The sequence below is a fragment of the Streptomyces sp. NBC_01451 genome, from assembly GCF_036227485.1.
Lineage (GTDB): Bacteria > Actinomycetota > Actinomycetes > Streptomycetales > Streptomycetaceae > Streptomyces.
In genome coordinates, this window is sequence record NZ_CP109479.1 from 88,939 (window position 1) to 100,944 (window position 12,006).

Here is a 12,006-nt window from a genome sequence, read left to right on the forward strand (position 1 = left end):
CGGATCCTGCACGGCACCGGATCGCTTGCCGTGTCCGGGAGCCTCCTGCACGACGGCCCGGCCGGAGTGCGGGCACCGCAGCACATTGCCGGAACCGAGCCGAAGAAGGTCTGGTTCTCGGGCATTTCGGTATACCGGCAGGCCACCGAGGAATGGTGCTGCCGTGCGCTGCATCCCGCGAACGGACGGATGACAGCTCTGGGGCCTCCTGCCTCGTGAGAAGGTCAGCGGTTGGATGTTCCTGCACACTCGTGCGTGCGTGCCGGACAGGCGCACGGAACAGGGAAGAAGACGGAGCACGGGTGTACGTCACACGGGTACGGCTCACTGACATCAGGGGCTTCAGCGGCAGCCGGGCCGTAGACCTGAGGCTGCCGGGGCGCGGCGGCTGGATCGTCCTGGCCGGCCGCAACGGCTCCGGCAAGTCGGCCCTGCTGCAGACCGTCGCTCTGGCGCTGTGCGGCCCGCAGACCGCACTGGCCCTGAATGCGGGGGTGGCGGGCATGGTCTCGCGTGAGGCTTCCAGCGGCCAGGCCGTGGTGGATGTCCAGGTCGACGCGGAGGCCGATGAGTTCACTGGTCTGGAGAGGGACGGGGACCTGCCGCGAGAGCTCCGACTGGGCCTGATGTGGAAGGCTCTGCCGGCCAGGCCCCGTGGGCCGGGGCATCGGCCGACGAGCATGCTGACGCCAGGTCTCAGCGATGCCGAGGCCGTCGAGAGCGGTCCGTGGTCGCCTGCCGCCTCAGGATGGTTCTGCGCCGGGTACGGGCCGTTCCGGCGGCTGTCAGGGGGCCTGTCCGGCGGATACGCCCGCGATGATCTAGTGGCCAGCCACCTGGCCACGCTCTTCCACGAGGACGCTGCCCTGGGTGAGAGCGTGGGGTGGGTGATCGATCTCCATCACCGGTCGCTGGAGGAACGGACAGACGACGCCAGCACGGATCCGGGTCCCGCCGCACGGCTGCTGGACATCGTGCTGAACCTGCTCAGTGACGGCCTCATGCCGAACGAGCTGCAGGTCAACGGGGTTTCGGCCGACGGGCTGTGGGTGTCGACCAGCGACGATGATGTCGGCTTCGCACTGCGCGCGATGAGTGACGGCTACCGGACGGTGGCCGCCCTGGTCCTGGACATCGCGCGGCACATTCACGAAGCGTACGGCCAGCTGGATGTGCAGCAGGACGAGGACGGGCGCGTCACCGTCCTGCAGCCGGGCGTGGTGTTGATCGACGAGGTAGAAAATCATCTGCACGTGAGCTGGCAGCAGCGGATCGGGCACTGGCTGCGCGCGCACTTCCCCAACATCCAGTTCATCGTCACCAGTCACAGCCCCTACATCTGCCAGGCCGCCGACGAGGACGCGCTGATCCGTCTGCCCGGCTGGGACGAGAACGAGCCGCCCGCCGTGGTGGATAAGGATCTCTACCGGCGGGTCGTCTTCGGCAGCGCGGACGACGCGGTGCTCTCCGAACTGTTCGGCCTGGACACTCTCTACTCCGGCCGCGCCGAGGAACACCGCCGCCGGCTGGTGGAACTGGAACGCAAGGTGTACGCCGCCACCGCCTCGGAGGCAGAGGTAGCCGAGTACCGGGAACTGAGCCGTCTGCTGACCAGCTCCGTGCAGAGCAGGGTGGCAGAAGTCGCCGCACGGCTGGAGCCGGAGCCGGAACGGTGATTCCGCTCCAGCACGTGCCCGCCTGGTGCATCAACAACCGGGCGATCGGTGTCGTCCCAGCGGTGTCAGTCATAGGGCGGGCGCTCAGGGACGCTTCGTCAGTCATCTGATGGGGAGAGCAACCGGTCGCGCAGTGCCACTGCGGCCTGCTTTACCTCGGCTGGCTGTTGCTCGTTGCAGAGCCGGTCGAGCTGGACGAAGAATGCGCGTGTCTCGTCTTCGGACGAGGCCGTCGGTTCTTCGTGCAGGGGGCCAGACGAGGCGTTACCCGTCTCGAAGTGGGGATCTGCTTCCTGGGGCGGTGCAGGCGGAGCAGTTTGTTGACCTTCCTGCGGCAGTTGACCGTAGATAAGTTCACGGATTGCATCCTCGATGCTGACGTCGGCTGTGCCACCTTCGGCGACGCGTTCTACACAGCCCAGGAGCAGGGCCAGTGCCGCTGTGCCGAAGATGCAGCGTTCCTTTGATGTATCGATGCCGACCAAGGCAGGATTGCCGATTTGGCGCAGCGCGTACCCGGATGCCAAGGCAGCGAGCATTCCAGCGAAATCGTCCAGGGTCACGTCGGGACGCAGTCGTAGTCCGCGAGCGAGGAACATCTCCTGGTACACCTGCTTCCAGGGTTCCATAGCGCCCTGGTGGTTTGCTGCCAGAGCCTCCTGGATCACCTCGTCGCCCTCGGCTGCGGCCGTGGCGACGAGCTCGAGGCGGAACGTCGGCCCGTCGACGACAGTAGTCAGATCGTAGTAGCACAACCGATGAGCTGCCTCGACGAACTCCGGCCCCTCAAGGAGTCGTTCGGTGTCAGGGCCGATCCGCGAGTCGTATAGCGCCGGCTCGTGAAGCGACCACAGTCCAAAGCTGAGCAGGTCGGCGATGTAGTCCGAGTGTGACCTCCAACTGCACCGAAGAGTGGCGGTAGACCCCACGCGAGGGAAGGGCGCCGGATTGTTGGCCAGTTCGGCCACGATCGCTCGCTGGGACAGAAAGCTCAAAAGAGGACGTCCAAGAGAGTTGTCATCTTCTGGATCGTTGAGCACTCTCTGCGCGCCGGGCCCCAGGTGGCGTCGAATCAACTGCATGCCGGCGAGCACGTAGGCGGCGGTCACCGGATCGTTGGCCAGTCTCTTCCTGCTGAAGGGTGTGCGCCGGTTCATCCGGCGCAGCACACCAGAGAGGTCTTGGTTGTAGGGGTAGGACAGGTGGTCCTTGAGAGTTCGTTCCTGTTCCATGCGGCCATCGTCGCGGCAAGCAGCGCTGCGCAATAGCGCGCAGGTGCGCGGTAATCGGCGCGCCCCCGCGCCCGCGCCTGCTCAACAGCGCCGACGCAACGCGCCCGGTGTGCGCAGCAATCGAATCGCCTACAAAAGTTCATACAACCGGGACGATACGAAGCCAGCAGGGGGCTAGCGATGCTTGATCCGACCACCTCAGACTCTCCGCCTCCACACCGAAGGGACATCCTCGCCTGGACAGTGTTCATCACCGCTGTGTCGAACCTGATCAATGCAATCCACGGATGGTGGTAGATGGGTCGTGACCGGCTCGCCGAAGACGCCCTCTTAGGGCGCGGGCGGGAGAGTGTCGGGCTGGCTATCGCGGCCACGATGGCCGGTCTTTCGATGGCTCCAGTAACTGCGCCACCAGTGGAGGCGGTGGACAGACTCCTGCGGAATGAGGGACTGGAGTGCGGACTGGACTAGGACGACGAGCAGGCTTGTGAGGGCGAGGGCGAGAACCATGGGCCAGGGTGCACCGGCGAGACTAACGGTCAGGACTCCGACGCTGGAAAGGCCCGCGCCCGCTAGAGCGGGCACACGGCTGGGGCGTGCCGGGGTAGGGGCCTGCGGAGCATGGGACGGAACGGGCATGGTGGGCTCCTGTAGCCGGTATCGATCGGGGGTAACCCACCGTTCAAGTTGCGATATTGACGCAGAACGAGATCGGGAATAGGTCCCAGGAGAAAGTAGCGGCGCATGCGAAGGCGAGGCCGCCGCGCTTGACGCTTTTCGGGACCGATGCGCCGCTGTGGCGGTACATCAGTGCGGTTGCCGGCGCGACGAGAAGGCCAACCAGAAGCGCGGTCAACATGGGCCCGGCTTCAGGGCCTGTGTTCCCGAGCGTTTCCACCTGGGCGTGAGTGTCTGCTAATCCAATGGTGAGATGCGAACTCATCACGACTCCCTGGCCCTTGGGCCCGTGCGGCGTCATGGAACCGCAAAGGCGTATAGGAGGAGAGGTCAGCACGTCTCCGTCCGCTCTGCACCGGACGTTTGGCCGTTCTGCCGTGAGCTCCCTGGTCAGGCGCTAAGTTCTGTTTCTCCGACTCGGGCGACTCGGCCCGACTCGTGCCGTGCCAGGCAAGGAGTTGCGGGTGGCGCGTTCTCAAGAGCCGACCGGGCAGGGCCCGTTCACGGAGGCTCTCGCCAGGCTGTACGGACTCGCAGGCGAGCCGACGACGAAGGGTCTGGAGGCGGTGACGAGGGTCAGTGCCACCACTATCGAGGGGTGGTTGAAGGAAGGGCGTACGCCGCGAAACAGGACAGTCGCCCTGAACGTCGTCAAAGCGCTCCTCCAACGCGGCGGCCAGCGGGTTCCTTTAGAGATGCGGCTGGACGAGTTCTGGTTGGATCGGCTGCGCGAGCAGAAGAAGAGGGGGGCATCGCCGAGCACTCAGAGGAAGGGCGGCCCGGCTGCGGCCGGGTCAGCGACTGGCGTGACCCAGTCGGCCGTGCCTGCCGACGCGGTCGACGCCGCCGTGTCCGATACGGACCCGGCTGGCCGCCGGCCTCGGTGGTCCCGCCCGAGAGGGATTGTGGTGGGAATAGCACTCGTCGCACTGGTTGCGGGGGGAGCTGTGGGCGCGTACGAGATGTCCCGTGCGTCGGCGGGTGACGGCTGGCAGTCGTCCGCAGACGACTCTCCGAGTGGCAGGCAGTCAACCGCGCCCCTGACCTTCGTGGCTGACTCCCCGAGCTGGCAATGCGGCGACGCAGTTGTGGTTCCTGGGACGATCGGTGCATCACAGATGGTGCCCGGTCCCCGGCCGGCTGACGGCGTCTCGGCCTCGAAGACGGGCCTGGGCTTCACGGTCCAGGGCAAGGAAGGACAGACCGTAACCCTCCTCGGTCTGGCTGTGGAGGTCGTCTCCAAGCACGAGCCGTTACGAGGGAGCCGGGTGCCCGTGGTGTGCCAGGGCGACCCACCGAACCGCAACCTCTCCGTGAACCTCGACCAGGCACGTCCTCAGGTGGTCAAAGCCGCCGCCCGTGCAGGCGACGGGGGCAGTGCGTCCGACACTGGCTGGCCGTACACCGTGAGCGGCAGCGACCCGGAGCACTTCGTCGTGCAACCGTCCACCCACGCGCACGACGTGACCTTCACACTGCGGCTGCAGTGGGCATGGAACGGGAAACGGGGCGAGCTTCGTATCGACGACCAGGGCAAGCCCTTCCGTACGACGGCCGACCGGAACGCGACGTGGCTGTGTCCGGACTCAACCAGCACCCGCCTCGTGCGGCTGACGGATGGGAAGACATGCGCCTCCTGAACCATCGCCTCGCCACGGCACACAGCGCCTTCGCCTGCCTGGCCGCGCTGTGCCTTCTCTCGGCGTGCACCGAGTCCGGTTCCGACAAGCCCCGGCCTCTATCGAAAGCGCCGGTCTGGCTGAACGTCCCCGAGGCCGAACTCCCGGCGGACTTCGTCGACTTCTACCCGTCGTCCATGTCCTCGTCCAGCAAGGCCCTCTTCGCCGCGAGCGGCTATCTGCCCATCACCTCACTCGATGTGCCCCAGAAGGTATTCGCCAGTCGGGACGGCGTCGGATGGCGGGACCGTACGCCGGAGGGGATGAGTACGGCGGCCACCGTCCAGTCCCTCGCAGCCTACGGATCGACCACCTGGCTCCTGGGCGGCAGCGGGTTCTCGACTGCCCGCGCGGCGCTCTGGACCACAGACAACGACGGGTCGTCGTGGAAGAGCCCCATGTTGTTGCCCCGGTCCCCGGACACGGAGATACCCGTGGCGGTGGCGGCCGGAGAGAGGGGGGCCCTGGTGGTCACCAAGGTGACACCCGGCAGAGCCAAGCCCGACGAGCAGCAGGCAAGTCTGCGAGTGCGGCTGGTGGAGAAGACCGGGCACCCCACCACACTGTTCGAGACACCCTGCGGTGGCCACGAGGGCGACGAGGCGAAGGCGGAGGTGCTCGTCGCCGATGACGCCTTCCATCTACTGACGAACTGCACCACCGGTGACTTCCAGCCCGCGGACCAGCTCTTCACGTCCCATGACGGAGGCAGATGGAAGAAGGAGCCCTTGCCGGACAACGGGAACGAGTTCGGCCACCTGGCGCGCAATGGCGACACCATGGTGCTGACTGGTGGCCTGGCCGACGACGACGTCGAGCACACCACCGAGCCTCGCACGTGGTACAGACAGGGCAATGACAGGTGGCATACCGGCGCGCCGCTCGACGTGGGACGTCTGCCGGACGCCGGCGTCGTCCCCCGCAAGGACCAGGAAATGCTCGCCGTCACACCGGCAGGCAGCGGCTTCGTCGCTGTCGGGTCCGCCCGCGCGGCCGACAACTCCGCGGTCGGCGCCCTCTGGTTCTCCGCCGACGGAAAGAAGTGGATCAAACAACCGACCCGGGCCAACGGGTTCGACAACCTGAGATCGCTGGCAACACTCACCGTATGGAAGGAGAACGTCGTGGTTCTCGGTTCCCGCCGGGCCTGGGAGACCTCCGACCCCGCACATGCTCGTATCTGGATCGGTGACCTCGCCCGCAGTTCCCGCAACCCATCCCCGTCGGCCTCGCGTCGACCACTGGCACAGTTCGTCGGGACCTGGACCTGGTCCGGCGCCAGCATCACCATCAGGGCCGACGGCTCATTCTCCTACCGCTATCTGACCATGGTGCAGTGCTCCGAGCACGCCCCTCCCTGTGACAAGGGCACCGAAATGGGAGGCGGGGCCTCCGGGACCCTTCACGAGGGCCGCACCGCCGACAAAGCCTCCGGCACGGTGGTCGACGCACTCCCGAACGACCCGGCGGGCTCCTCCATCACGATCACCCGTGAGCCCTATATGGCCATCGACATCACCATCAACAAGAGGGGATACGGCCTGTTCTGTGAGCCGGGCGTGCACCGCTGCTCCGGCCATGTGGGCTCAGGGTGAAGGCCTTCCTTGGGAAGCCGCGCCCTGTGCACGAGGGCTGAGCACTCAACTCCGCTGCCCGGTCTAGAGTTCACGGCTGTAGCCTGGTCCCGACCGCGCTCTGGACGGGCCCGGGCTACCTGCCGCGCGAGCGGCGCCCGAAGAACGCCCCGCGCAGCAGATCTCGCGTGCATCGATGCCCGCCCGCTAGGCCCAATGCCGTTGCTTTATGGGTCCCGCGTGCTCACCTACCCAGCCTGCGCTCCTCACGCGATGCACCATGAGCGGCCGCCCGGCACAGCGCCGCTTGCCAGCTGCCAGCATGCCGCCCAGCACCATCACATGCTTCAGGCGGCATCCTGCAAAGCGCTAAATGGCTTTCCTCAGCTACCAATGAGCCTTCTCGCATTCCGCCTGCCAATCCCGCTTTTTTCCGCCGGTTCGTCTGTGTCCGTCAGATTCCGCGAACGTCGTCCGCTGGTGCTGGTGGCCGACGCGACGCACCCGACCGCCTGGTTGCTCCCTCCGCGAACAGGCCCGGAAGAGCGCGCAGGGCTCTAGCCGTCACGCCACCGACGATCGGCGGGATCCCAGGTGCCAATGGGCTCGCTCCCCAGCAACGGGGGGAGGAACTCGGCGGCGGCCGTTTCTGCAGCCTCCCAGGTCGCACAGTCCTTGAGGCCGCTCACGTCACGGGCAGCCCGGGGATAGCCAGTCCGCCAGGACGGGTGCGGTGTCTTGAAGGAGTCAGGCAGCTCGAGACGGACTTTGCCCCTGGCGATCCGCCGGGCGGCCTCTGTGCGGAGCGCGTGGCGCGCCTGTACGCCGTCGACCACTTCACGCTGGCTGATCAGCAACAGGTCCGCCAGGTCGCGGAACCGGCTTGAGGGGATGGTGCCGTGCCACTCGTACATGGCGCAGATCTTGTCGGCCAGATGATCGACCACAGGGTACAGACGCACCTCTGGCCAGTCGTCGGGCCAGGGCATCGGTACCGCCGGCTCGATACGGCGCACCTGGGGAATGGCCGTGGGGGTGCGCCCGACTACCAGGTCTACTCGGATGGATTCGGATTTGCGGGGCCCCAATTGAACTATGAAGGCCTGGTTGGCGCCGCCTTCCTCGTCGCCGTGCATGGTCAGCCCGGTGGGAACGAATGTGAGATGGTCCCCCAGGTCCACAGCTGCCGCAGCCTTCAGAGCCTGGACTGCCTCCTCGATGCTCGCCTCGCTGTCCGCACGCAGGATGTCGATGTCCTTGCTCAGGCGGGCGTCAGTGGAGTAGCGCAGCAGCAGCGCCTGCCCACCCTTGATCATCCAGCCGTCCGGGTCGGCGACGAAGACGCGCGCCGCCAGCCGCTGGAAGAAGAACGCACGGCGCAGCGCCCCGACGTCTTTGGCGTTTTTCGCATGCTTCTTGGCGTGGTGCTTGAGCGCGGTATCCAGCGCTCCCGGAGTGGCATAGCCATCGTTCATCGTGCTCCTCGCCGGGCCGTCTTCGGAGGAACCGACCCTACGGGCGCGGGCCCGGCAGGGTCAGTCAGCTTCTTCTTCATCGTGCTTGGCCCTCTCAAGCGCCCGCGGCCGGGGCGTTGTCTGCTCCAGCACAGGCCGCCATACGTCCAGGCCCTTCAGAGGCTGGCCCAGACCGCTCGAAGCTTTCAGGAAACGCAGGGCAGGCGAGTTCTGCAGGATCTTCTCCACCGCGCTCTGCCCCTGCAGTACGGACTGACGGCCAGCCGAGTCCTGCAGGATCTTCTCCAGGGGCGTCGACCCGAGCCTCTGCAGAACCTTCTCCAGCGCAGTCGGCTGAGCAGCCATCGACCGCAGCAGGGACTGACGATCGGCCACGTCTTGCAGAATCTTCTCCAGGGGCGTCGAGCCGAGCCTCTGCAGGATCTTCTCCACCGCGCTCTGCCCCTGCAGTACGGACTGACGGCCAGCCGAGTCCTGCAGGATCTTCTCCAGGGGCGTCGACCCGAGCCTCTGCAGAACCTTCTCCAGCGCAGTCGGCTGAGCAGCCATCGACCGCAGCAGGGACTGACGATCGGCCACAGGCATGTTCTGCAGGACCTTCTCCAGCGCGGCCGAGGCGTCCAGTTCTTCCAGTGCGCTCAGGGCGGAGGCGAAGCCTGCTGCGACGGCCTGTTCGGTTTCGTGGCGGCGCAGGCTGCGGCCTGCCTGCTGGCACAGGGCCTGCAGCAGTTCCTCCCCCGAGGCAGTGGCGGGAAGGCCGTAGCCGCGGACGAAGGGAACCACGCGGTCGGCAAGGTGGTCGACGTCGATCAGGCCTCTGCGGTCGGCATCTGCGATCACTGTGCCGATGTGCGCGCCGTCTGCACGCGAGCGCAGCAGATCGGCAATAGTCCGCTCGGCCGTGGTGACCGGCAGTCCGTCCACCACGGTGACGTCGTCGGCCTCCAGCGCCAGGCGGTGCAGCAGCACACTGTCGTCCCGGGTGGTGCGCCGTATCGGGACAATCAGCTCCACCCTGTCGGCGGGAAGATCGCCCAGTCCGTGGAGCTCGCAGGCGGACGCGTGGGAAACGACGCCCGCCCACTTCTGCGCACTGCTGCGCTGCCAGGCCGGCGTCTTGGGGTCCAGTCGCAGCCAGGCCACCTTGGTCTCCAGATGCTCCGGCGGAGCCCCGGCCGCAATCCGGTAGACCCCGCGCCCGACGCTCTCCAGCAGGCCCGCGCGCTCCAGCCGCAGCAGATGCACCCCCTGGACACCGTCCAGCTTCGCCTGGGCAGCAGTCACCAGCCCCCACTGGTCGGAGGCCCTCTCCCCTAGCTTCCTCAGCACGTCAGCCTGATTCATGCAGCAATTATTACACCTTTCAGCAGCGTTGTTTACATCAATTCTGCAAATTTCGCTGCACTGACACCGGAAGGGTTGTAACTTTCGCTGGCATTGCCGGTCCTCACTGTTCCGCTTCACGTGGCCTACCGGCATGGCCGCTGCCACTTACCCGAATGCCGCATCGCGAAGAAGGCCCCCGCCTCTGACGATCGCGGCCTGCGCTCAGGGCCAGGTCCGGGGCGCAGCCCCAGACCGGGGCGTACGTGGCGTAACTGCGGCCCGGTGGACGGAGATTTGCAGGGCCCAGACGTCGCTGATGTGCTCACCACTGACGACGCGTCCCAGCAGGGCGGCGCGTGCGACGGCGGGAGCGCGTCAGCGATTCCTCGCCAGTAGGCACGGTCTGGTGTTCGGCGCTGGTGGCGGCGGGGTGCGCAGCGGCTTGCTGTGCCGGCGACCGGGCGCTGGCAGCCGTGGAACGGCGCGCAGCAGACGAGACGAGATCAGGCATGCGCCCTCCTCGCGAAGGGCCAGGACCGCGCTCCCGCGGGGGGCAAGGTAGGACAAACTGAGAGGCCGTTTCGTCGTGAGAGCCCGACCGTGAAAAGGCCCAGGGCCGCACATCCCACCAGGGCGAAGGAGAACGAAAGGGATGTGCGGGCTACCAGCAAACCCATCGACAACGGACCGAGGGAGTACGCCACGAAACTGACCGCTCCCACCCAGGCGAGCGCGAATCCCGAACGGCCGGGGAGTAGTCTGCCCGCCGCCGAGTAGCCGAGCGGCGCGACCGGTGACTCGAAGAACCCGTACAGCCCCAGGGCGGCAATGGCAACGAGACCCGAGGGTGTGAAAACGAGTACGGCCACGGAGGAAGCCATGCCGCAGGACGCCGCGACCAGCACCCAGCACCCAGCACCCGTATGTCGGGGCCGCCTGGTTGCTCGACGCGCCCGAGCTCGTCACGCCCGCCGGGGTCGTCGGGACCCGGCCCGACGGGGAGTTCAGCTGGATCGAGGCGCGGGCCGAGTGGGCGGCATCACGGACGTTCCACCAGAAGGCACCGTCGCCGAGGTCGACGATCTTGCCGTCCAGGCCCAGGGAGAGTGGATCTACGCCTGGGCCTAGAAGGACGAGGCCACCGGTGCCGCGGCCCTCCAGCTCACCGCCGCACTGGGACGTGCCCTGAACCTTGTCCAGGGCTCCGGCTCCCAGATCCTCACGGCTCCGCAGCCGGGGGGGATGGGTGGAGATCGGCGGCCGGGTGGCCCTGGAGCGCTGAGGCCCTATGGACGGCTCCGGCGGTTCCCGGCACTGTGGCCGGAGCAGTCGGAGGGGGAGGGTGGAGCGTGGCGTTCTTTCTGCTGAGCTCGGCGGTGGTGCTGCTCGCGCTGGTGTGGTGGTGGGCCGGGCGGTTTCCCTGTTCCTGGGACGTGCTGCGAGCTGCCCGGGGCGCGGAAGGGCGCGAGACCCGGCAGCGTCTGCGCACTGCCTGGGACGAGCTGCGTGAGGGGCGCCGGAAGAGCGCGCAGATCACGGAAGAAGCGCGGGCTCAGGTCGAGAAGGCCAAGGCGGACGCCGACAACGGCCTGCGCCCGTGGGACGAGCGCTTCCAGAACCTGAGCACTGAACGGGAGGCCCGGCTGAAGCAGGCCGGGGAGTGCGGCGACCCGGTGGGTGCACCCCTTGAGAGGTCCGAACAACACCTGGAGCGGCTCCAGTTGCACCAGCACGCCCTGCTGCCCTGGAAGACGGTGACGTCGGAGGAGGGGGAGGTTCGGGAAGAGGACGGCGAACCGCTGGCACTGTACGGCCTGCGCGTCGAGATCGACTCGCTCTCCCACCACCTTGTTCTCCGTGTGACCCTGCCCCGGGACAGGAACCCCGTGCGGGAGTGGCTCTATCCGAATGAGAAGCACTGGGAGGCTGCTCTCCATGCCTTCGTCGTCAAGGTCCGTGACCAGCAGGAGCGGGACGAGGTGTTCCGCGAGGAGCTGCGGTCCCGCGTTGCCGGGATCGACGACGAGATGCGGCAGGTCGAGACTCGGCGAGCCAAAGTCGCCGAGGAGAACGGTCGGATGATCGCCGACGCGGATGCGAACCTGCGTTCGGCCTCCGACCGGGCCGCGGCCGTCCTGGAGAAGGCGTACGACGCCTGGGAGAAAGAGGCCCACCGACGACCCCGGCGGTGACCCGGGCCGGGTTCCGCCAGATTTCCGGTTGCCGCATGTGACGGGTGACGCATCCGACGCTGACATGATGGTGTCTTCGATGATGCGCCACGGCGACTCCGAGACGCCAAGCAGGGTGCCGTGGTTCACACCGGCAGAAGCGCCAACAGCGGAACAAGACGGGGCAGTTGACCG

The 12,006-nt window shown here is 67.1% G+C and carries 8 protein-coding genes and 1 pseudogene; 5 read left to right on the forward strand and 4 right to left on the reverse strand.

Annotated features, from left to right (window positions below):
* The first annotated feature begins 302 nt into the window (after window positions 1-302).
* Window positions 303-1,676, forward strand: a complete 1,374-nt coding sequence (locus OG595_RS00385) for an AAA family ATPase (RefSeq protein WP_329266630.1) — start codon at window positions 303-305, stop codon at window positions 1,674-1,676.
* A 98-nt stretch (window positions 1,677-1,774) separates the two neighbouring features.
* On the opposite strand, the gene OG595_RS00390 is transcribed toward OG595_RS00385, so the two are convergent.
* Together OG595_RS00390 and OG595_RS00395 are read right to left on the reverse strand one after the other, a co-directional pair.
* Window positions 1,775-2,908, reverse strand: a complete 1,134-nt coding sequence (locus OG595_RS00390) for a hypothetical protein (protein ID WP_329266632.1) — start codon at window positions 2,906-2,908, stop codon at window positions 1,775-1,777.
* Between the two features lie 682 nt (window positions 2,909-3,590).
* The gene (locus OG595_RS00395; protein WP_329266634.1) at window positions 3,591-3,851 is read right to left on the reverse strand and encodes a hypothetical protein; all 261 of its coding nucleotides are present in this window, start codon (window positions 3,849-3,851) and stop codon (window positions 3,591-3,593) included.
* Window positions 3,852-4,050: 199 nt separating this feature from the next.
* Here OG595_RS00395 and OG595_RS00400 point away from each other — a divergent pair, with 199 nt between their 5' ends.
* Both OG595_RS00400 and OG595_RS00405 read left to right on the forward strand, forming a co-directional pair.
* Window positions 4,051-5,226, forward strand: a complete 1,176-nt coding sequence (locus OG595_RS00400; protein ID WP_329266635.1) for a hypothetical protein — start codon at window positions 4,051-4,053, stop codon at window positions 5,224-5,226.
* Complete coding sequence (locus OG595_RS00405) at window positions 5,214-6,860, forward strand: hypothetical protein (protein ID WP_329266637.1); 1,647 nt, start codon at window positions 5,214-5,216, stop codon at window positions 6,858-6,860. The genes OG595_RS00400 and OG595_RS00405 overlap by 13 nt, the downstream gene beginning before the upstream one ends.
* Before the next feature lie 536 nt (window positions 6,861-7,396).
* Here OG595_RS00405 and OG595_RS00410 read toward each other — a convergent pair.
* Window positions 7,397-8,314, reverse strand: a complete 918-nt coding sequence (locus OG595_RS00410) for a nucleotidyl transferase AbiEii/AbiGii toxin family protein (RefSeq protein ID WP_329266638.1) — start codon at window positions 8,312-8,314, stop codon at window positions 7,397-7,399.
* A 60-nt stretch (window positions 8,315-8,374) separates the two neighbouring features.
* Window positions 8,375-9,658, reverse strand: coding sequence for a type IV toxin-antitoxin system AbiEi family antitoxin domain-containing protein (locus tag OG595_RS00415; RefSeq protein WP_329266640.1), 1,284 nt, complete (start codon window positions 9,656-9,658; stop codon window positions 8,375-8,377).
* Between the two features lie 886 nt (window positions 9,659-10,544).
* On the opposite strand from OG595_RS00415, the pseudogene OG595_RS00420 reads away from it, so the two are divergent.
* Together OG595_RS00420 and OG595_RS00425 are read left to right on the forward strand one after the other, a co-directional pair.
* A pseudogene (locus tag OG595_RS00420) lies at window positions 10,545-10,922 on the forward strand (PhzF family phenazine biosynthesis protein); the annotation flags it as partial.
* Window positions 10,923-10,989: 67 nt separating this feature from the next.
* On the forward strand, window positions 10,990-11,832 hold the full coding sequence (locus OG595_RS00425; RefSeq protein WP_329266642.1) for a hypothetical protein: 843 nt from the start codon (window positions 10,990-10,992) through the stop codon (window positions 11,830-11,832).
* Window positions 11,833-12,006: the final 174 nt, after the last annotated feature.